A 21117-nucleotide genomic window follows, 5' to 3' on the forward strand; every position below is an offset into this window, starting at 1 on the left:
GATAGCTATCTCAACGATGAAGAGATATCAGATTAACCATCATCAGGAGATGTGTAGCCATGGTTACGTTAAAAGATGTAGGCGAGTTAGCTGGCGTGACTGCTACTACTGCCTCGGCAGCCTTGCGTGGCAAGGATTATGTGAAGCCGGAAACCATGCAGCGCGTCAAAGACGCGGCCCGCAGACTTGGCTACAAAACGAATCTTTCCGGCCGTTCCCTGCGTTCAGGGCGCAGCGACACCATCACCTTCCTCACCTCGGGTATTGAGGGCGACTACTTCTCGAATCTCGCCATGTGCGTGGCTGAGGCGGTGCATGAGCGCGGCTCTCATATGTTGATTGAGCTCTCCCGTTATCTCACCGACGATAACGACCTGTCGTACACTTTCTCGGATGGCATCATCGCCATCAATGCGCCGCGCGCCGTCGATATTCTTCGCCATCACCCAGCGGTATTGCTGGAGAACTACGACACCAACCTGCAGATTGACACGGTGAACGCGCCAAGTGATGCCGGCTCCCGCGCGGCCGTTCGCCATCTGATCGAGCGCGGTTGCAAGCGCATCGGCATCGTCGGCGACAACCGCGATCCCAGTCGGGCCATTATCCCGGGCTCGCGCGATATGCGTATGCGCGCCGCGGCCGATGAGATCGCCGAAGCTGGGCTGAAGTTCGACGAGAAAAAGGATTTCATCAAATGCGCATGGTCGATTGACGGCGGCATCGAAGCCGGTCGGGCCATTGCCAAGGGTCGTACCAAATACGATGGCCTGTATTGCCTGAACGATGGCATTGCCATCGGAGTGCTCCGTGGCTTGGCCGACGGCGGCGTGCATGTGCCGGATGATGTGATGGTCATCGGTTTTGATGGTTTGAGTCAGGGCGCTTACACTGTGCCGACGCTTTCCACTGTCGCCACCGATTTCAAAGGCATGGCGAACTCCGCTTTGACGCTGCTGATGCGCCGCATCGAGCACCCAGACGAGGAATTCTTCCCCCAGACCGTGAGTGTGGGCTACAAGCTGATTGAGCGCGAATCCACTGCACGGTAGCGATGGAGAGGCTGCGTTAAAGGGGCTGTTTCCATCGCCTCGCACGTGATGCTTGCATCCCCGGAAAACGCTGTGGAACGTGTTGTGAAACACAGAGTCCACAGCGTTTTCCGGTTTGTGGGTAATCAGGCAGCAGATCCCAATCCTAGGGAAATCGCACGGAGAAGATCGCTTTCGGTCGTGGCATCGAGATGCCTATCGCAGAACGACACAAATCGACTGGTGGCAGCGGGGCTGCGCCATACTGCAGGATCGCCATGTCCGCCAATATGCGGATACCAGGTTTCAATGCGGTCGCCGTAACCAGCGTCCCGCAAGCGCTGTTCCAGCCAATGGGTCTGTTCGCAGGGTACCAGATCGTCGTTGTCGGCATGCATCAGCAGCATCGGCACCATGCTGCCTGGGGCAAGAGCATCGATACGCTCGATTGGACTGGCGTCCTTGGCCTGGGCCTCGGTGTAGTGGTCGCCGAGCAGCATGGATTTGTATCCTTCTACTTCCAGATTGCGGGAGCCGGGCAGCGCCCAACGCGCGATATCCGCAATACCGAAGGCTGAAATCACGAGATTCACGCGGCTGGAGGCGCGATTGGCTTCCGGGAACGCGGTGGCTGGGCCCTCATAGCGCAGATCATCGTTCGTCAAACCCATGAATTGCGCCAAGTGCGCGCCTGCTGAAGCGCCCCAGGCCACAATCCGCTCGGGGTCGATGCCATAGCGGGCGGCGTTTGCGCGGAGGAATCGAATCGCCGCCTTGCAATCATGGATTTGCGCGGTCCACTTGGCTTCGGTGGAAAGGCGGTAATTGATGATGGCGACCGCGTAGCCGGCCTCCAAGAAGGCCGCTGCGTCGGCGCGTTCCGTTGCCAGGCCCCGTGCACCTGCCGCAAAGTTGCCTCCGATCCATCCGCCCCCGTGAATGTAGACGACTACAGGAATCGACGAAGCGCTGGCGATACCGTGCTTAGGCACGGCAAGGTACAACTTTTGCGACTGCAGACCATGGCCTGCATAATCCTGGTCGATGTATTCGATAATGTTCACAGCTTGGCTCCATTGCCTAGTCTCAGTAATAATCTCATCGATAAGATTAATTATAAGATTTTGAATTGTCAAGGTCGCTGTGAGGTCACTTTTCGTTGGTTTTTATCGCTTGCCGGAAGCTGAAAACGAGGAAAGCCCCGCTCGATTGAGCGAGGCTTTCCTGTAGGCTTTGCGCTAGGAACAAGGAACCCCCGCTGGTCGCGGGGGTGCTGTACTGCTGCGGTTTTTGCATGTGCAAAAGCTACTATGCAAAAACCTTGCTACGTTTGCGGTGGTGAAGTCCACCGGACTTCACCACCTTGTGCTTTGCAGCGCTAGCTGCAAAGCACAAGACGCAAACGTCAGCCCGTGTTCTGCAGGCCTGCGGCGACGCCGGAGACGGTGCAGAGGATGAGATAGATGAAGCCTGCCTGCTGGCTCTGGCTGAGTTCTTCCTTATCCACCTTCTTACGCAGCGAACGCAGAGCCAGCACCTGGGTGACGGACAGTGCATCCACGTAAGGAGAACGAATGCGGATAGCTTGGCCAAGCACGTGACGGTGCTGCAGCGGCCACTTGTCGCCGACGATGTCGAGCACCCACTTGCGGGTGAGCTCCATTTCGCTGAGCACCTTCTCATTGAGGTCTTCGCGGTCGCCCAGAGCGAGGTACATCTTGGCGATGCGCTCGTCCGTCTTGGCAAGGGACATCTCAATGTTGTCGATGAAGGTGGAGAACAGCGGCCATTCCTCGTAGGCTTCGCGCAGCGTCTTCAGGTCGCCGAACTTCTCGCATGCGGTACCGAGGCCGTACCAAGCGGCCAGGTTGATGCGAGCCTGAGCCCAGGAGAAGATCCACGGAATCGTACGCAGATCGTCCAAGGACTTGGCGCCGAGACCACGCTTTGCCGGGCGGGAGCCGATCGGCAGCAGGCCGATCTCGGTCAGCGGCGTCACGGTGGAGAACCACTGAGCGAAATCAGGCGTGTGCAGCAGGTCGAGGAAGCGCTCGTGAGCGGCATCATCGAGCGCGTGCGCCATGTCGGCGTACTTCTCGGTCATGTCGGTGTTGCGCTTTTCCACGCTCGGGGCGGACTGCAGCAGGGTTGCCGCGGCCACGGACTCCACGTGGCGGATGGCGAGCACCGGGTTGCCGTAACGGGCGAAGATGACCTCGCCCTGCTCGGTGAGCTTGAAGCGGCACTTCACGGAACCGACCGGCTGGGCCAGCACCGCACGATTGGCCGGGCCGCCGCCACGACCAACGGCACCGCCGCGGCCATGGAACAGAGTCAGGTCGATATCGTGCGATTCGGCCCACTTGGCGATGCGCTCCTGGGCGGAGTGCAGGGCCAGGGTTGCGGAAGTCGGGCCGGCGTCCTTCGAGGAATCGGAGTAGCCGAGCATGACCTCGAGCTTGTTGCCGGTGGCCTTCAGACGAGCCTGGACTTCGGGGATCTTGATCATTTCCTCGAGCACATCCACCGAGTTCTGCAGATCCTCAAGCTGTTCGAACAGCGGAATCACGTCGATGGTGGGCACGTCCTCCGGGTGGGCGAAGGCCAGACGGTTGAGCTCGTAGACATCCTTGATGTTCTGCGCGCTCTTCGTGAAGGAGATGATGTAGCGGCGTGCGGCCTTGGTGCCGTTGCGCTTCTGGATGGAACCCAGGGCGCGGAAGGTGTCGAGCACCTCGTGGGTCATCGGCTGCAGATCGCCGCGCTCGCCGTGCAGGCCGTGCTCGCGGATGTCCGCAAGGGCGCGGGAGTGCACCACGGAATGCTGGCGGAACTCCATCTCGACCATGTGGAAGCCGAAGGTCTCGGCCTGCCAGATCAGATCCTGCAGCGGGCCGTAGGCGGAGCGCTTGGCACCGGCGTCGGCCAGGGACTGCTGCACGGTCTTCAGATCGGCGATGTAGTCATCGCAGGTGTGATACATCAGATCGGCGTCACGCTCGATGGTGTAGTGCAGACGATCGGCAATCACCAGCATGACTGCGCGGTGCAGTTCCTTGGTGGAAATCAGGGCGGCCTTATCGGTCAGGCGCTCGCTCATTTCCTTCTGGTGACTCCACAGGATGCGCAGTGCAGAGCTCGGCGGCGTGGTCTCGGCTTCCATCGTGAGGTTGCGGCCCACAGTGCGGGTGGCTTCCTCAAGGGCGGCGAGCACGTGATCGGAGAACTTGCGTGCCACCTGGCGGCTGACCTTGGCGGTCACGTTCGGGTTGCCGTCGCGGTCGGAGCCGATCCAGCTGCCGGGGTGGAAGAATGCCGGGCAAACCGGCGGCACCAAGCCGGCCTTATCGCCCAAGACCCAGTCGTCGAAGCGGCGGTAGACCTTGGGGATGGTGTGGAACAGGGTGTTGTCGAAGATGTCGAGAATCGTGTCGGCTTCCTCAACGGGGGTCGGCTTCTTCAGTGCGATCGGGGAAGTGCGGAACAGGGCGTCGATCTCGTTGTAGAGACGGCGGCAGTTCTCCTTCTTATCCGATCCGCCAAGAATCTTGTGCTCTTCGAGCAGCTCGGAGATGCGGCGAATCTTGCCTTCCACGGCCTTACGGCGAGCCTCGGTGGGGTGGGCGGTGAAGACCGGGTGGAACTCGAGCCTGTCGAGCAGCTCCTTGGCCTTGGCCGGGCCCATCTCGTTGATGAGCTGATGGTAGGCGGAAGTCATTTCGTTGACCGGGTCAAAGGCCTGATCGTCGGTGACTTCGTTTTCGCGCTGGCGCAGCACGGAGACGCGGTAGTTCTCCTCGGAGAGGTTGGCCAGATGGAAGTAGGTGGCGAACGCGCGGGCCAGCAGCTGGGCGTCGTGCAGGTTCATCTTGTCGATGACCTCAACGGCGGCCTTCAGCCCATCGTGGCCGGGGTTCGGATCCTCAACGCCACCGAAGTGCTCGGCGCTGGCCTCGACCGCGTAGTTGCGCACGGTATCGAAGGTGGCGAGCAGTTCGGGGTTGTATTCGCCCAGTACGTCGCGCAGAATCCGCAGGCACAGATCCATGTCGTACTTGAGGTTTTGGGGAAGATCATGCTCCTCCGGGCCCTTTCGGCCGGTCCCGGTGGTGACGATGGCAGCGTCAGCCGGAGTGATCTGTTCTTCGGATGTTGCCATATAACCTCCTTTGCCGAATATTAGGTTGCTCGGTCTATTGGTCGTCCGCGGCTCCTCCGCGGTTGTTGAGGCCAATCGTTGCGAGCCCACAGCCCATATTCAACGTGGTTGTTGTGTGGCAACAGTGTATCGCCGGGTATTCGCCATTTACGTTACGAAGTCCATTTTCGCCGGTTTTTGGTCGATTGCGCGCGCTAGTAATGGGAGTCGTGAGTGAGAGCCAAGAGACCCAGCATCAAGAGGAACATAAGGAGCATGGCGCCATCGCCGTGCAGCATTTCCATACCCATTCCATTCCGTTGGACATGGAGGACATCGAGCGCGATTGGGATAAGCCCATCGCCGAGGCTGGTATCGCCGCCAAGGCAAGTGTGATCGTGCGCGTCGGCCTGTTGGATCTGAGCGCCGGCACCGGTTCGTTCCGCGTACGCGAAATGATGCATCGCATCGCGTATCCGCTTGGTGTGCATGTGCGTGCCGACGTGAATCTGACCGACATCGAAGCGGCTTGCACGGATGGCAAGGAACGCATCACCGAAGTCATCGATCTGCCCACCACCGGCGTCAACACCGAACGTATCTGGCTGCTTGAACATTTCGCGGACTGGTTCAGCGTGAACCTCGGCGAGGAATCGATGTATCACGTGCAGCCTGAGGTGTCACAAGGCCTGATGCAGCACCTTGACACCAAGGACGCCTCCCAGGTCTCCGCCAATCTCTCCAAGCAGTTGCGCGAGGAGGAGAAGGAGGGCAAAGCCGAGGCCGCCGGGCAGGACGCCGTATTGGATGCGTTGGAGGCCGCCAGCGAGCATGTGGATCCGGGCGAGCCGCGCGCGCATCAGCTGCATGTGCATGAAACGGACTGGTCGCAGTCGGCGATGACCCAGTCGCTGGCGGCGCGTGCCGCAGATGAGCAGGCGCGCGAGGCGGAGCAGGCTGCCGAACAGGAGGCGGTCGAGCGCGGCCAAACGGGGCAGTCGGCGCCGGACGCGATGGAATCGGACTTCCCGGATGCCGGACCCACACAGTCGGACCACTTGCAGTCGCAATCAGGAGAATCTGAGGCGCCGCGCAAACATAAGTTCGCGAATCGCAAGCCCCCCAAGGAATACGCCGAACACTTCGACCATATCGGGGCGGCGCCCAAGCCAAAGAACGCCCCCGGCATCACCGTGCGCCAGGCACATGAGCGACTCGACATGATCGAGCACCGCAAGCCGCTGTATTCGCCGGCGTTCGCGGGTCTTGCCTCAGCCATCGCCTGCGCATCCTTCGTCTTTTTGCTGGGCGGCGGTCCATACGACATGATCGGTGCGTTTGTGGGTGCCGGCCTCGGCCATTGGTTGCGTCGCCGGCTGTTCAAGCATCATCTGAACCAATTCTTCGTCACGTTCGTATGCGTGGCCGTGGCGGCGCTGGCCTGCACCGGCACCCTGCGCTTGATCGGCCTGTTCGATCCGATCGCCTTGCAGCATGACACCGCGTACATCGGTGCGATGCTGTTCGTCATCCCCGGATTCCCGCTGATCACCAGCGGCCTTGATATGGCGAAAATCGACTTCCCCTCCGGCATTCAGAGGCTCGCCTACTTCCTGTGCATCGTGCTGATGGCCACGCTCGCGGGCTGGATGGTGGCCGCCCTGGTGCATCTGAACCCCACCGGGTTCGAGCCGTTGGGGCTGAACGTCTGGGTCAATGGCGTGCTGCGATTCGTGTTTGCGTTCCTTGGCGTGTGGGGCTTCTCGATTATGTTCAACTCGCCGCAGCGCATGTGCTTGGTAGCTGCTGTGATTGGTGCAATCACCGATACGCTGCGCTTGGAAATCGTGGATTTGGGCGTGCCTGCGGAGGCCGGTGCCTTCATCGGCGCACTGCTGGCCGGCCTGCTCGCCACGGCTTGGCGCTCCTCTGTGCGCAAAGGCTGGCTCGCGCCGCATCTCGGCTACCCGCGCATCTGCCTGACCGTGCCGTCGATCGTGATCATGGTGCCGGGCCTGTATATGTATCAGGCCATGTTCCACTTGGGTTCCTTCGATACGCAGTCCGCACTGGATTGGGCGTTCCGCGCGTTCATGGTGATCATCTGCCTGCCAATCGGTCTGGCGATGGCCCGCGTGATCACCGATAAATCCTGGCGATACGACATCTAGGGCAAGCCGGCCACAAGGCCACCATTTGAGACGCCGTTATGAGATTGTCCGTACTTTCAGGGAAGGTCGGCGGAAGAGAAAGTACTGATAAAAGGCGGTTAGTGTGGCAAGCGATTTCTGGATTCTGTTGGCCATGGTCATCTATTTTGCGGCCATGCTGTCCATCGGATTCGTGTATTCCAAGCGATCCAACTCATCCTCCAAAGAATATTTCGCAGGCGGCCGCGGCGTGGGGCCGTGGCTGACCGCCTTGTCCGCCGAGGCATCGGACATGTCCGGCTGGCTGCTCATGGGCTTGCCGGGCCTTGCCTACTTCACCGGGGCCGCCGACCCGATGTGGACCGCGCTGGGCCTGGCCATCGGCACATACCTGAACTGGAAGATCGTGGCTCGCCGCCTCCGCCGCTATTCGGTGGTTGCCGGCGACGCCATCACCATCCCGGACTTCTTCGCCAAACGATTCCATGACACCAAGGGCGTTGTTTCCACCATCGCCGCAATCATCATCCTGGTGTTCTTCAGCGTGTATGTGGGCAGCTGCTTCGTGACCGTGGGCAAGCTGTTCGCCGCGCTCTTCGGTTTCGACTACCACCTGATGATGATTCTGGGTGCACTGGTGGTCTTCGTCTACACCGTGGTGGGTGGCTATCTTTCCGTGGTGATGACCGATTTCATCCAGGGTCTGCTCATGTTCTTCGCGCTGGCCGTGGTGTTCATCGGCACCGTGGCGAATGCGGGCGGCATCGAGAACACCGTGGCGTTCCTTGAGTCCATCCCGGGCTATCTTTCCGGTACCCATGTGGCCGCTCCGAAGCTTGACCCGGAGACCGGCCGACAGCTGGTCGAAGCCGGGCGCGCGGTGTTCGGCGCGCCCAAGGATTACGGCATCATCACCATCGTCTCGATGCTGGCATGGGGCCTGGGCTACTTCGGCATGCCGCAGGTGCTGGTGCGATTCCTCTCCATCCGCAGCGTGGAGGAAGTGCGCAAGTCCCGTATCATCGCCACCTCGTGGTGCGTGCTGTCGCTGGCCAGCGCCGTGTGCATCGGCCTGGTCGGCCGCGCGATGATGCCGACGCATCTGCTGACCGCCACCGACGCGGAGACGATCTTCATCGTGCTGGCGCAGACCCTGCTGCCGAGCTTCATGTGCGGTGTGGTGGTGTCCGGCATCTTCGCCGCTTCGATGAGCTCCAGCTCCTCATACATGATCATCGGCGCCTCGGCCATGGGCGAGAACATCTTCCGCGGCCTGTTCCACAAGAAGGCCTCCGATCGCCAGGTGATGATCGTGGCCCGTCTGACGCTGGTGCTCATGTTCATCTTCGGTGTTTTGGTGGCCTATGACCAGAACTCCTCGATCTTCCAGGTGGTCTCCTATGCGTGGGCCGGCCTGGGCGCGTCCTTTGGCCCGTTGATGCTGTGCTCGCTGTATTGGCGTCGCGCCAACAAGGCGGGTGCCGTGGCAGGCATGCTTTCCGGCACGGGCGCGGTGCTGATCTGGCATAACGTGATGAAGCCGCTGGGCGGCATCTTCGCCATTTACGAGTTGCTGCCGGCGTTCCTGATTTCGCTGCTGTGCATCGTGGCGGTGTCGCTGCTTACGGCCCGCCCCAATGAGCAGATGCTCTACGAATTCGACCACTACATGGATGACCCGCTGCCGGGCACCCTGCCTTCCGGTTCCGTGCTGGTCGACGAGCCGATGGAAGCCATGGAGGCCGAGGTCCGCGGCGGAAAGTAAGGCGATAGGGCGGTGTTTCCGCTATCGCAGCATCATTGTGGACTTCGATGAAGATGTTGAAACGTCTGCCGTTCCTCTTTCGCGTTGCATCTCTTTTGCGAGGGGTACATCTATAACGGCGCGATTATCTATCTGCTTTGTGAGGGGTATCTGACGCCTTGCGGCCTATGTATGAGTGACGCAATTGCAACGTCTATATATGTGATTAAGCGGGATAAGTACCCCTGCTAAAGCAGATAGATGTTTGAGGAAGACGGAATGTACCCCTGGCAAGGCAGAAAACTACGTGATGCACGTGCAGTTAGTTGATGCCATTCATGAGTCTACGGGCTGAGACCACATTTAATGCGTGCAATGCACACGGGTGCCAGCCACAAACGTCATTGCCACATGCTGTGGCATGGCACGCATGGCTTCTGGAGTAGTGATGGCATACGGGTCGGTGTCGAGCAACACCATATCCGCCGGGTCTCCGGGCTCAAGATGATCTCGTCCGACTGCGGTCGAAGAAGCCAGCGCCACTTCGACAGGCAAGCACTGTTCGGGCTGGAACGGCTTTCGGTCGGAGCTTTCCGTGCCGAACACGGCGGCCGAGATGGCCAGCCACGGGTCGAGCGGTGCAACGGGCGCATCGGAGCCCATGCGCAGTTTCGCGCCCGCATCGTGGAGTGCGCGGAATGGATAGGGGATGCCGGCCGGATTGGCCCAGAAACGGGTGATGACGTCGCGATCGTCCATCGCATGTTGCGGCTGAATGCTGGCCGTGAGCCCCAGCTTGGCGAATCGTGGAATATCAATCGGTTTGAGCATTTGCGCGTGTTCGATGGAACCGTGGGCATGGGCTGCTTCCGCCGCGTTGAGCACAATCGTATTCGCCTCATCGCCGATGGCGTGGCAGGCGATGTCGAATCCGTGTTCAGTGGCAAGCCGCATGTAATCCTCGATTTGCTGCGGTGTGTAGCTCAATGTGCCGTAGGTCGGAGGTTCGATGCCGGAGTACGGAGTGGAGCAGTAGGCGGAGCGCGTGTTGAGGGATCCGTCTGAAATGAGCTTCATTGCGCCGACGCGGCCCAGTCCATTACTGCCTGGCAACGTTTTCCCGGTATGCCAACCGGTGTCAATGGCTTCTTGCAGCCGTTCAGGGTATACGCCGGCGTCCACGCGCAGCTTGTTGATGCCGGCGGCAAAACGGCTGATCCATGTATTGATGTTTTCGGCCATCTCATAATCGCGAATGCCCACGATGCCTTTGGACGCTGCATCTTGCTCGGCTTCACGCAACAAACGGTCGGTTTCCTCGGCGGCGCCGGGTGCCTTGTCGAATTGGGTATAGGCGTTGAACCATTCGAGCTCGCCAACGAGCCCGGTGCGCTCATCCACATGCACGCCAAGGCGGCGGGCGGCTGCGGAGTTCACCCAACCGCAGTGCATGTCCGCACTGGAGAGCGCCACCGGCTGTTCGCCGGTCACGGCATCGATGGCGGCAAGCGTGGGCTGCTCGTCATCGGACCAGAGCGAATGACGGAATCGCATGCCCACCACAAAAGCGTTAGGGTCAAGTGTTCCTGAGGCGCGGCGCTCATCCAGATGCGTTTTCAACATGCTCATCGCCTCGGATGCGGAGCGAGCGTTAATCAGATCCAAACGGCCCAGCGTCTTGGCCCATTGCGTGAAATGCGTGTGGCAATCCCACAGGCCGGGAATAATCCAGAGCCCATCGGCGTCAATGGTCTCGTCTGCATCTGAATCACGATGTGCGAGGTGATTATCGCCGATGCCTAACGGGCTGACAGATTCAACAACGCCGTCCCGCAAGACGATGTCAACATGGGTCTTGGAGCCGGGAACGGCGGCATTGGCAATACGCACGGAATTACTCATAGTCGCCATCATGCCACCGATGCGAAGCCAGTGCCTTACTGTGCTCATTCGGCTGACCTGCACATCGATTGGTCAGGAGAAAGATCCCGGCTACTTTGAGCACCGCAAGACTGAGTTATCCACTGAGTTATCCACATTTATCCACCGGAAAAATGAGGCGGTCGACAGGCGTGGGCGCAAGACCTTAGACTCAATCACGCAGTTACGCATATCACGAAGGGGTGATTGTAATGGGCAGTTCAATCGCATTGACGGAATTGACCGCAGTGAAGCACCAACGTATGAAAGCATGTTTCGAGATTCAGCAGCGCAGTAATTGGAGGCCACCTTATGCTCTGACGACGTCGTTGGAGCTTCAGGCGATTGAGCTACCTCGTTTCCCTGCGAAAAGCAAAGTGCTGCGGGACGTGACATTCGTCGCGGTCCCTCATGCTAATGCCAAATACCGCGTCCATGGAGTGAAAGCGGTGATTTGGCCTTTCGCTTTGGATAAGGTGCTCGTAGAAAGGCAATTTTCCTGTACATCGCCGGTTTGCACCTGGGCCATGCTCGCCTCATATTTGGATTTGGAGGAGCTGATCGTACTCGCCGATTCGATGATGCGCCGCGACAGGCGTCTGCGCCGAGCGAGGGTTGAAGATTTCGTGGCATATCTTGATGCTGTGGAATCGCAAGTTCAATCAACACGTGCCGCAGGAGATGCGGCGAAGCTGTTCAAGGGCTATGAGAATTGTAGACGTGCGCTGATTCTAGCGAGAAGTGGCACTGATTCCTCGATGGAGAGCCGTACTCGATTCGTTCCCTCACGGTATGGGTTGGATTGCCCTCAAGTGAATTATCCGATCTTTCTTGGGAACAGCAGAAAACCGCTTTACCTCGATATGGCTTATCCCGAATTCAAGATCTGCATCGAATATGAGGGATCTCATCATGCGGGGCAATGGCTCAGTGATGTAAGAAGAAGGCAAGCTATCGAGGACGCTGGATGGAGTTACATTCAAGTGACCAAATTAGATATCGGTGATGAGTGCGCCGAAGAAGCACTTGCGCTACGAATTGCCAAACACATGCAGGAGATCACTGGCAAGCGTGTGGCATTGACCCGTCGCAAAACCATTCTTCAGATGTGCGATGGCCGTGGAAAGCGACGTAAGCCATTGCATGAAAGGTTGAGATTCAAACCGCTGTTGCCATTAGCGCCGTTATGCGATGAGACTCGGTATTAGCGTGCGCCCATGCATTGCGAATACATGATATGGAAAGGTATCTGCTTTGTAAGGGGTATATCTGATGTGTCGCGAAGGTCTATCTGCTTTGTAAGGGGTATTGGCCGCCTGCAACCCTATGTATGAGTGGCGCAATGACGGCGCATGTATATGCGTTTTATTGGAATGGGTACCCCTTGCAAAACAGATAGACATTCGCAATGGAGCCCATGTACCCCTTGCAAAGCAGATAAGCGCAAAAATAATGCGGTCGCCGTGTGCGTTTGCCGTTGAGAAGCGTGGGTGAATATTGAATATGCAAAGGTCCGGGACGATTCCGAATGGGGATGTCCCGGACCTTGACTGGATTGAACTAAAGCTCAGTACTTCATGCCCATGGCTTCGCGCACCTGGTCGAGGGTCTCCTCGGCGATGGCGTTGGCGCGCTTGTTGCCGTCGTGCAGAATATCGCGGATGGAGTCCATGTCCTTGGCGAGCTCGGCGCGGCGCTCGCGGTGCGGGGCCAGGAACTCATTGACGGACTTGATCACGTACTGCTTCAGTGCGCCTGCACCGGCATCGCCGATCTCCTCGGCGATCTCCTTCGGATCGCGGCCGGTCACGAGGCCTGCGGTGGTCAGCAGGGCGGAGACCTGCGGGCGTGCGATCGGGTCGAAGGTGATGCGGCGCTCGGAATCGGTGGGGCTCTTCTTGATGAGCTTGGCGGTTTCCTCGGCGGTGGCGCCCAGCATGATGGAGTTGCCGTAGGACTTGCTCATCTTGCGGCCATCGAGACCAGGGATTTCAGGCGCGTCGGACAGGATGGCGGCCGGCTCCGGGAACACCGGGTTCTTCTTGGCGTAGCGCTCGTTGAAGCGGCGTGCGATGGTGCGGGTGATCTCCACGTGCGGCAGGTTGTCCTTGCCGATTGGCACCACGTTGGCCTTGCAGAAGAGGATGTCACAGGCCTGATGCACCGGGTAGGTCAAGAGCAGGCCGGTCAGCGCATGGCCGGAGGCCTCCATCTCGGACTTCACGGTCGGGTTGCGGTGCAGCTCGGCCTCGGTGACCAGAGAGAGGAATGGCAGCAGCAGCTGGTTCTCGGCCGGCACGGCGGAGTGGGTGAACATCATGGTCTTGTTCGGATCGATGCCGGCGGCCATGTAATCGAGCACGAGGTTGAGCACATTGTCCTGGATATGCTCGGTGGTGTCGCGGTCGGTGATCACCTGATAGTCGGCGATGATGATGTTCGTGTTCACGCCACGCTCCTGCATGGCGACGCGCTCGCGGATGGAGCCGAAGTAGTGGCCCAGGTGCAGGCGGCCGGTCGGACGGTCGCCGGTCAGCATGGTGAAGGACGAGGGATTGGACTCAAGCTTGGCGAGCGTCTCGTCGGAACGCTTCTTCGCTGCGAGGAAGCTTGCGCTCATCTCGTTGCCTGCCGCTGTCAGTTTCTGCTCGTCGGTCATGCCGGATTCCTTTGAAATAGCCTTAAAATAAACGCTTTTATGGTAAAAGTGTGAGCCGACAACGAACATGCGCATATTAGGTGGTACTCTCTTAAGTTGATGAATCGAACAGCACAGTAATTTCAGGGGGTCAGATGGGCCGCGGACGTCAGAAAGCAAAACAGCAGAAAATTGCCCGTAAGCTGAAGTATCTGACCACCGACACTGATTACGATGAGCTGGCCAAGGAACTGAGCGAGCAAGAGCCGGGAACCGGGTCTGTGGATCCGTTTGCCGACGTCGAAGATCAATATGTGGACACTGATGCGAAATCTGCGGATTCCGTCTCGGCTCCTGTTGCGGATGACGATCTTGACGAGTACGCCAAGTGGGCTGCCGAGGCTGCGGCCAAGGCGACCAGTGGGGAATTCCCGAAGACTTCGGCCAAGCCGGCAGCCCCGCATAAGCCAATTCCGATGCCGAAGCCTCGCCCGATTCCGAGCGCGCTCAAGCCCAAGCAGTGATTGGTGGCAAATACCATACTTCAAGGCACCTGTGTGGAGCAGGTGCCTTTTTCGTTATGGAGAACTATGGGGGGCGACTGGTCGGCGGGGGAGGCATGTGTCCGACCGTAGGCTTGGCCGAACGGCCTTGGGTGTGTCGAGACACATGCCCCCGCCGACCAGTCGTATATCGCGGTTAGCGTGCTAGCGGCAGCAGACCGCTTAAGTCATCACGCTCGCCGACCGCGCTGATATGGCCGGCGTCCTTCTCCTGCGCCCAGCTGGTGATGCCGCATGCGAGCCGCAGCCATACATCCGGGTCGAGTTCGATGACGTCCGGTGGTGTCAGGTTATGCGGATCCGATTCAGGGCCGTCCAGAATCTTGACCGCACCCCACGGTGCCACACGCACCTCCACGCCGGGGCCGGGCGCCCGCCGCTCCAGTAGGAACAGCGAATAGCGCACGGCCATGGCCCACGTGCTGCGCGGCAATGCCGGATGAATGGCGATTGCCGCCGTTGGGTCTGCATTGCCCGATGATCGCGATGATTCCAACGCTTCGTGCGCGGCGTCATGCCATTGCCCAAAGGCGATCCGCCCGCGCTCAAGATCTTTTTCCAATATGACTGCCATGTGCTCCATCATGGCACGAGACCGGTGCGATCACCGACCGGAGGCAGGGGAACTACGTTGCCCGCCACGCCGGTTACCATGACGGGCACGCGCGGGTAAAAGACCTCTGCCGTGAGACAATCCAATCCATGACTGTTCCATGAAAACGATGACATGCGAGTGTGTAGGCGTATGATAATGCCTTGTGATAGCCTCGATATGAGAACGTATGCATCCCTCGATGTCGATGACGTTACAGAGAGTTCATGCTTACGTTTATGCCGCGATACCAAGCGCGCGGCATAATAATCTCGGGCACTTATCCCGGAAGGAAAGTCAGAATGACCGAAATTACCGCACCAAAGTCTCCCGTCACCGCGGACCAGTTCGCTGACGAGATTCGTGAACAACTCAAGTACACTCAAAACGTCACTGCCGAGCGGGCAACCGCTGCTGATGTGTATGTCGCCGCTTCCAAGGCTGTGCGCAACCATCTGGCCGATGCTTGGTTCAAGACCCAGGCCGATACCGTCAACGGCAGCACCAAGGCTGTGGGCTACCTCTCCGCTGAGTTCCTGATGGGCAAGCAGCTGGAGAACGCCCTGCTCAACGCCGGCCTGACCGAACAGTTCGACAAGGCTGTTGAGTCCCTGGGCTTCGCACCCAAGGACATCATCGACGCCGAATACGAGCCGGGCCTCGGCAACGGTGGTCTGGGTCGTCTCGCCGCCTGCTTCATCGACTCCCTTGCTTCCCTGGGCGTGCCGGCCTTCGGCTACGGCATCCAGTACAAGTACGGCATCTTCAAGCAGACCTTCGATGAGAACGGCAAGCAGGTCGAAACCCCTGATTACTGGCTGAACAACGAAGAGCCGTGGGGCCACATCGACTACAACCGCGACCAGAAGGTCTCCTTCGGTGGCGAAGTCGTTGAGGAGAACGGCAAGAAGGTCTGGAAGCCGGCTTGGTCCGTGCGCGCCGTCCCGGTGGACTACCTGGTCCCGGGCTACGCTTCCGGCCGTGTGAACACCCTGCGCCTGTGGACCGCCAAGAGCTACGACGAGTTCGATCTGCTCGCCTTCAACCGCTCCGAGTACATGGACGCCGTCAAGCCGCAGGTCAAGGCCGAGAATATCTCCAAGATCCTTTACCCGGAAGATTCCACCAAGGTCGGTAAGGAACTGCGTCTCGAGCAGCAGTACTTCTTCGTCTCCGCCTCCCTGCACGACGCCATCCGCGTCTTCTACCCAGGCCAGGACAAGCCTGATCTGACCACCTTCCCGGACAAGATCACCTTCCAGCTCAACGACACCCACCCGGTGATCGGCATCCCGGAGCTCATGCGCATCCTCATCGATGAGTACGGCTACGACTGGGACACCGCCTGGACCGTGACCCAGAAGACCTTCAACTACACCTGCCACACGCTGCTGCCGGAAGCCCTCGAGGTCTGGCCGGCCAGCCTCATCGGCGAACTGCTGCCGCGCCACCTTGAGATTATCAAGAAGATCAACGAGCAGTTCGAAGACGAGCTCAAGGGCAAGGGCATCGACGACAAGACCATCGAAGACATGCGCATCTACACCGGTGACGCAGTCCGCATGGCCTACCTCGCCACCTACGGCGGATCCCACGTCAACGGCGTTGCCGAGCTGCATTCCCAGCTGCTCAAGGACGTCACCCTGAAGAACTTCTCCGACGCCTACCCGTCCAAGTTCACCAACGTGACCAACGGCGTCACCCCTCGCCGCTTCGTCAAGCTCGCCAACCCGGGCCTGTCCGACCTCATCACCGAGGGTCTCGGCACCGACAAGTGGATCTCCGACCTTGAGCTGCTCAAGGGCCTGGTCCCGCTGACCAAGGACGACGAGTTCGTCAAGAAGTTCGCCGCCGTCAAGGCCGCCAACAAGCACGCCTTCGTGGGCTTCGCCAAGGACCACTACGGCATCGACGTGGACGAGAACACCCTGTTCAACACCATGGTCAAGCGCCTGCACGAGTACAAGCGCCAGAGCCTGAAGATCCTGCTGGTCATCTCCCAGTACGCCGCCCTCAAGAACGGCAGCCTCAACGCTGAAGAGATCCTGCCCCGCACCGTGTTCTTCGGCGCCAAGGCCGCTCCGGGCTACTACCTGGCCAAAATGACCATCGAGCTGATCAACAACGTCTCCAAGGTCATCAACAACGATCCGGACGTCAAGGGCAAGCTCGCCGTCTACATGCTCCCGAACTACAACATCGAGATGGCCCAGAACCTCATCCCGGCCACCGAACTCGACGAGCAGATCTCCCAGGCCGGTAAGGAAGCCTCCGGTACCGGTAACATGAAGTTCGCTCTCAACGGCGCCCTGACCGTCGGCACCCTCGATGGTGCCAACGTCGAGATTCGTGAGCGCGTCGGTGCCGAGAACTTCTTCCTCTTCGGCATGACCGTGGACGAAGTCGAGAAGCTCTACGCCGATGGTTACGATCCGGCCAAGTACTACGAGGCCGATCCTCGCCTGAAGCAGGCCATCGACCTCGTTGCCAACGGCACCTTCTCCAACGGTGACCGCAACGCCTACGCTCCGCTCGTGGCCGACTGGCTCACCAAGGATTGGTTCATGGCCCTCGCCGACTTCTCCGCCTACGCCGACATCCAGGCTGAGATCGAGAAGCTCTACCGCGATCCGCTCGAGTGGAACCGCAAGGCCCTGCTCAACGTGGCCAACTCCGGCTACTTCAGCTCCGACCGTTCGATCGAGGATTATTTGGAGCGCATCTGGCACACCGGTCCGCTCGCCTGACGGCTCGGAACCGGCGCGCCTGATGCGCGCTGGTTCCTGCCTCGCGACTGTCATCGCTCGGCGTCGCCTACAAACAGTCCACTGGACTGTTTGCTTAACGGCTCCGCACTCTGGCACACCGGTCCGCTGGCCTGACGTAAGTTAAGGCTTGGAACGTAGCTGGAGGGGCGGGAGTGTGCATCCCGACCGTAAGCTTGGCCGAACGGCCTTGAGTGTGTCGGGATACATACTCCCACCCCTCCAGCGTCAGCGTTAATGAACGATAAGAAAAGCCCCTGTAGCGTAAAACTACAGGGGCTTTTTGGTGTATAAAGCTGGAAATCAGGCTTCGGCCGGTGCGGCTTCGGGCTCCTCCTCATCGCCCTTGTCCTCAGCCTTGTTCAGGCCCAGATCCACCGGCGAAGAGCTGTTCTCCCACGGCTCCTCCCACGGATCATAATCCGGATTCTGCTGCTTGTAGATGTACAGACCGATGACTGCAGCCAGTGCCGCACCAAACAGCAGTGCGAAGAACTTCCAACCGTTAGAAGAAGAGTTGTTCTCCATGACGGCTCCTTTCTTTGAGGGATCGTCTGGTCGGCATGCCCATTCAAGACCGACTCTGCTCCCTATTCTAGGCCGATGATTGTGTCGATTGGGTGGATTGAAGTGCCCGGGCGATTTGCCGAACGGTCCACGCTGGCGCATTTCCGATACAGTGGTCTGCATGCATATGCCGAATAAACGCGAAATACGATATTCCTGGGAACGTGGCGGTCCAGTGATTACTTGGGCGATTATCGCCGCGTGCACAGTCGTATGGCTGATCGAAGTGTTGCTGGGCTTTATCTCGCCGCTTCTGCAGGGGCTGCTGATCTATCAGGGCATGGAGTCGCCGATGACGATGGTGTCTCGCCCATGGACCGCAATCACCTCGATGTTCCTGCATGCGCCGAACACCATCATGCACATTCTGTTCAATATGATTGCCCTGTATTCCGTGGGGCCGGTGCTCGAACGCATGATGGGACATTGGCGCTTTCTCGGGCTGTACGTCATTTCAGGCCTTGGTGGGGCGCTGGGGCTAATGGTCTGGGGTGTGTGCGCGCCAGACGGCAAGGGATGGCAGATGGCCGCCTATGGCGCATCCGGCGCGATTTTCGGCCTGTTCGCCGCCCTATTGGTGGTGTATCGCCGTATCGGCGCCGATATTCGGTCGATGATGATTTGGATGGCCATCAACTTCGCGCTGCCGTTCGTTGTGGGCGGTGTGGCGTGGCAGGCGCATGTCGGCGGATTCCTGATCGGCGGCCTGTTGACCTGGTTGTTGACCAGCGGTTTGCCGGTCTGGCGGCATAAAAGCCTTACTTGGCGTATGCAGGTCTATGGATGGTCCGTCACAATGCTGGTGGTGATCGCGATTGTGTTGTGCAACATCGCCAATCCATATGCCTAGTGATGATGGGCTCCTAAGAGAGGATCATTGTTTCGAGAGAATCCCCAACCTCGTGAAAACACGCCACTGCGTATGACTGAGTGGCGTGTTTTTTCGGAATCAGACCGTATTTCGTGACAAGAAGCCGCTGAGCGCTCGTCAGTGGCCTCTTTTCACGAAGAGTGGCTTATCTGCGAAAAAATGAGCCACTCTGATGGTTATCCACAGCCTCTCCGCCACGGTGGCGAGATATGGGGGCTGTTTGGGAATCGAAACGCTAGATATAGGGGCGTGTATAACGAGGTCACCGAAGCGAGTGGATAGTTGTGCACAATTGTGGAAAAGACGGTGGATAACTCGGGCTTGGTGTGGATAATCGAATTGTTTGGGTGACTGCCTGTGAATAACTCATCACTGAGGCGTTGTGGATAACTGGGTACTATCCACAACACCGCAGGTGCCTATAAAGCCATATTGTGTCGATAATCCATGGTTATCCACTACTTATGCACCGTTCAACCCTTCTTATCCACGGGTTATCCACTACTTATCCACCGGGTTTTCCACATTCTGTGGAAAACTACAGGAATGTAATTCATCCACATTGTGTGGATAAGCATGTGGATAACTAGTGGATAAGTGGTGGATAGTTGGGGATAAATCAAGTGCGGCCACCTAGTTGTGCACAACACCTTGCATGAGTCGTTGCCGTTAAGGAGACGTAGTGGGAATAAAAAAGATCGACTTCCCATTGCGGGAAGTCGATCTTCAATACGATATCAACACTACGCTGAAGCGGCGCAGGTCCATTAGCAGCTCAGCGCCACCCCATGGTCATCAGGAATCCGATCATGATCAGCGCGAAACCGATTGCGAGGTTCCAAGCACCGATGTTCGGAATCGGCCAGGCGCCGGAGGGGGAGAGGTAGTACACCACGCACCAGATTAGGCCAATGATCATGAACGCGCAGAACACCGGCACGAACCAACGCGGGTTGGACTTGGTGCCTTTGATGGTCTCCTCAACGCGCTTGGTGTTTTCTGCCTGGCGGTTCATCATGCGCTGCATCTGCGGGGTCAGCGATGCCTTGTCGGCAGTAGCGTTGAGCACCGCCTGCACCTTGTCCATGTCGACACCATAGGTCTCGTCTTCGTCAGCAGCGGCGTTGGCGTCGGTGTCAGTGCTCTCCGTGGCCTTGGCATCGGCGGATGCGGTCTCATTCTGCCAGTCCTTCTGGTCCTTCGAGTCGTTTTCGTGCAGCTCTTCGTCAGCCATCAGCGTATTCTCCATTCAATAGGCTAAAAGTCATAATAGTGGCTAGACTCGAAAGCAGCGACAAACCGTGTAAAAAGACGGGATTTTTATGGCCAAGCATCAAGGGAAACACAGTGCGCGCCGCTCCATGCTCAGCGGAGTCGCCGCGTTCGTGCTGATTGCGTTGACCGGATTCCTGCTGAGCACGAATGTGCGCGTCAACCGCACCACCACGGTCAACAACGACACCGCAGACCTGGTGGAGCATAGCGTGGCGGAAGTCTCCCAACTGCAAGCCGATGTCAACGATCTGCAGAAGCAGGTCAATAATCTTACCGATGCCATCAATGCGACTGGTTCCGATAGCTCCGGTGACGCCAACGGCTCCGGCAGCAGCGACACCTCCAGTGACGCCACCGACGGCGGCGACTCCAGCCTGATGCTGCCCGCGCTTTCCGGCGAAGGCGTGACTGTAACGCTGGATGATTCCCCGCTGTGGGAGAACGCGGTGAACGACAATGGCACCACCGCCAATATCAACGATTACGTGATTCACCAGCAGGATGTGGAGTCCGTGGTGAACGCGTTGTGGGCAGGTGGCGCGGAAGCCATGAAAATCATGGACCAGCGTGTGCTGTTCAACTCGGCGGTGATCTGCTCGGGCAATGTGCTGTCCATCCACGGCAAGAAGTACGCACCTCCGTTCACCATCTCCGCCATCGGAGACCCGACTGCGATGCGCAAGGCATTGAATGATTCGAAGGCCATCACCATTCTGAAGCAATACGTCAGCGCATTCGGCATCGGATACAAAGTGGAGAACAAGGACAACCTGCAGTTTGAAGCCACCACCGCGTTGCTGCAGCAATTCAAATACGCCACAGTCGATACGGCGAAGGCCAAAGATGAAGAGTAGGGGCGAGTC

15 protein-coding genes are annotated in these 21117 nt (G+C 58.8%); 8 read left to right on the forward strand and 7 right to left on the reverse strand.

Translation table 11 applies throughout. The annotated features are described in order from the left end of the window. Nucleotides 1–59: 59 nt before the first annotated feature. Nucleotides 60–1052 (forward strand): LacI family DNA-binding transcriptional regulator, encoded by a 993-nt coding sequence (locus F7D08_RS02640; RefSeq protein ID WP_152209158.1) that lies wholly within the window; start codon nt 60–62, stop codon nt 1050–1052. Between the two features lie 125 nt (nt 1053–1177). On the opposite strand, the gene F7D08_RS02645 is transcribed toward F7D08_RS02640, so the two are convergent. Together F7D08_RS02645 and F7D08_RS02650 are read right to left on the reverse strand one after the other, a co-directional pair. Then, entirely contained in the window at nt 1178–2095 is a 918-nt protein-coding gene (locus F7D08_RS02645; RefSeq protein ID WP_193316164.1) for an alpha/beta hydrolase, read from the reverse strand. 341 nt (nt 2096–2436) lie between these two features. Beyond that, entirely contained in the window at nt 2437–5190 is a 2754-nt protein-coding gene (locus tag F7D08_RS02650; protein WP_152209160.1) for a phosphoenolpyruvate carboxylase, read from the reverse strand. Between the two features lie 200 nt (nt 5191–5390). On the opposite strand from F7D08_RS02650, the gene F7D08_RS02655 reads away from it, so the two are divergent. Both F7D08_RS02655 and F7D08_RS02660 read left to right on the forward strand, forming a co-directional pair. Further along, nucleotides 5391–7340, forward strand: coding sequence for a threonine/serine exporter family protein (locus F7D08_RS02655; protein ID WP_404979639.1), 1950 nt, complete (start codon nt 5391–5393; stop codon nt 7338–7340). Between the two features lie 103 nt (nt 7341–7443). Beyond that, entirely contained in the window at nt 7444–9084 is a 1641-nt protein-coding gene (locus F7D08_RS02660) for a sodium/proline symporter (protein ID WP_152209161.1), read from the forward strand. 342 nt (nt 9085–9426) lie between these two features. Here the strand turns inward: F7D08_RS02660 and F7D08_RS02665 are convergent, their stop codons facing one another. Further along, a complete protein-coding gene (locus tag F7D08_RS02665; protein ID WP_152209314.1) occupies nt 9427–10974 on the reverse strand; it encodes an amidohydrolase in 1548 nt (515 codons plus the stop codon). A gap of 221 nt (nt 10975–11195) precedes the next feature. Between F7D08_RS02665 and F7D08_RS02670 the strand changes: the two genes are divergently transcribed. Next, nucleotides 11196–12191: a hypothetical protein gene (locus F7D08_RS02670; protein WP_152209162.1), complete on the forward strand. Its 996-nt coding sequence runs from the start codon at nt 11196–11198 to the stop codon at nt 12189–12191. Between the two features lie 359 nt (nt 12192–12550). Here F7D08_RS02670 and trpS read toward each other — a convergent pair whose 3' ends face one another. Continuing rightward, nucleotides 12551–13642 carry a tryptophan--tRNA ligase gene (trpS, locus tag F7D08_RS02675; RefSeq protein ID WP_152209163.1) on the reverse strand — a complete coding sequence of 364 codons (1092 nt, stop codon included), beginning with the start codon at nt 13640–13642 and terminating at the stop codon, nt 12551–12553. A gap of 134 nt (nt 13643–13776) precedes the next feature. Here trpS and F7D08_RS02680 point away from each other — a divergent pair, with 134 nt between their 5' ends. Further along, the gene (locus tag F7D08_RS02680; RefSeq protein ID WP_152209164.1) at nt 13777–14145 is read left to right on the forward strand and encodes a DUF3073 domain-containing protein; all 369 of its coding nucleotides are present in this window, start codon (nt 13777–13779) and stop codon (nt 14143–14145) included. A 175-nt stretch (nt 14146–14320) separates the two neighbouring features. On the opposite strand, the gene F7D08_RS02685 is transcribed toward F7D08_RS02680, so the two are convergent. Then, nucleotides 14321–14770 carry a sterol carrier family protein gene (locus tag F7D08_RS02685; protein ID WP_152209165.1) on the reverse strand — a complete coding sequence of 150 codons (450 nt, stop codon included), beginning with the start codon at nt 14768–14770 and terminating at the stop codon, nt 14321–14323. A 308-nt stretch (nt 14771–15078) separates the two neighbouring features. On the opposite strand from F7D08_RS02685, the gene F7D08_RS02690 reads away from it, so the two are divergent. Beyond that, nucleotides 15079–17523 carry a glycogen/starch/alpha-glucan phosphorylase gene (locus F7D08_RS02690; protein ID WP_152209166.1) on the forward strand — a complete coding sequence of 815 codons (2445 nt, stop codon included), beginning with the start codon at nt 15079–15081 and terminating at the stop codon, nt 17521–17523. Nucleotides 17524–17844: 321 nt separating this feature from the next. On the opposite strand, the gene F7D08_RS02695 is transcribed toward F7D08_RS02690, so the two are convergent. Further along, nucleotides 17845–18069 (reverse strand): hypothetical protein, encoded by a 225-nt coding sequence (locus F7D08_RS02695; RefSeq protein WP_152209167.1) that lies wholly within the window; start codon nt 18067–18069, stop codon nt 17845–17847. A 160-nt stretch (nt 18070–18229) separates the two neighbouring features. Here F7D08_RS02695 and F7D08_RS02700 point away from each other — a divergent pair, with 160 nt between their 5' ends. Then, on the forward strand, nt 18230–18958 hold the full coding sequence (locus F7D08_RS02700) for a rhomboid family intramembrane serine protease (RefSeq protein WP_152209168.1): 729 nt from the start codon (nt 18230–18232) through the stop codon (nt 18956–18958). Between the two features lie 796 nt (nt 18959–19754). On the opposite strand, the gene crgA is transcribed toward F7D08_RS02700, so the two are convergent. Then, nucleotides 19755–20213, reverse strand: a complete 459-nt coding sequence (crgA, locus tag F7D08_RS02705; RefSeq protein ID WP_152209169.1) for a cell division protein CrgA — start codon at nt 20211–20213, stop codon at nt 19755–19757. An 88-nt stretch (nt 20214–20301) separates the two neighbouring features. Here crgA and F7D08_RS02710 point away from each other — a divergent pair, with 88 nt between their 5' ends. After that, a complete protein-coding gene (locus tag F7D08_RS02710) occupies nt 20302–21108 on the forward strand; it encodes a DUF881 domain-containing protein (protein ID WP_152209170.1) in 807 nt (268 codons plus the stop codon). Nucleotides 21109–21117: the final 9 nt, after the last annotated feature.

It is taken from the genome of Bifidobacterium cebidarum (genome assembly GCF_009193305.1).
Taxonomy (GTDB): Bacteria; Actinomycetota; Actinomycetes; order Actinomycetales; family Bifidobacteriaceae; genus Bifidobacterium; species Bifidobacterium cebidarum.

Bases quoted from the DNA above. Each gene is read 5' to 3' on its own strand.
- F7D08_RS02640 (WP_152209158.1), top strand. From the start codon at position 60: ATGGTTACGTTAAAAGATGTAGGCGAGTTAGCTGGCGTGACTGCTACT.
- F7D08_RS02650 (WP_152209160.1), bottom strand. From the start codon at position 5,190: ATGGCAACATCCGAAGAACAGATCACTCCGGCTGACGCTGCCATCGTC.
- F7D08_RS02655 (WP_404979639.1), top strand. From the start codon at position 5,391: ATGGGAGTCGTGAGTGAGAGCCAAGAGACCCAGCATCAAGAGGAACAT.
- F7D08_RS02665 (WP_152209314.1), bottom strand. From the start codon at position 10,974: ATGGCGACTATGAGTAATTCCGTGCGTATTGCCAATGCCGCCGTTCCC.
- F7D08_RS02670 (WP_152209162.1), top strand. From the start codon at position 11,196: ATGGGCAGTTCAATCGCATTGACGGAATTGACCGCAGTGAAGCACCAA.
- trpS (WP_152209163.1), bottom strand. From the start codon at position 13,642: ATGACCGACGAGCAGAAACTGACAGCGGCAGGCAACGAGATGAGCGCA.
- F7D08_RS02680 (WP_152209164.1), top strand. From the start codon at position 13,777: ATGGGCCGCGGACGTCAGAAAGCAAAACAGCAGAAAATTGCCCGTAAG.
- F7D08_RS02685 (WP_152209165.1), bottom strand. From the start codon at position 14,770: ATGATGGAGCACATGGCAGTCATATTGGAAAAAGATCTTGAGCGCGGG.
- F7D08_RS02690 (WP_152209166.1), top strand. From the start codon at position 15,079: ATGACCGAAATTACCGCACCAAAGTCTCCCGTCACCGCGGACCAGTTC.
- F7D08_RS02695 (WP_152209167.1), bottom strand. From the start codon at position 18,069: ATGGAGAACAACTCTTCTTCTAACGGTTGGAAGTTCTTCGCACTGCTG.
- F7D08_RS02700 (WP_152209168.1), top strand. From the start codon at position 18,230: ATGCATATGCCGAATAAACGCGAAATACGATATTCCTGGGAACGTGGC.
- crgA (WP_152209169.1), bottom strand. From the start codon at position 20,213: ATGGCTGACGAAGAGCTGCACGAAAACGACTCGAAGGACCAGAAGGAC.
- F7D08_RS02710 (WP_152209170.1), top strand. From the start codon at position 20,302: ATGGCCAAGCATCAAGGGAAACACAGTGCGCGCCGCTCCATGCTCAGC.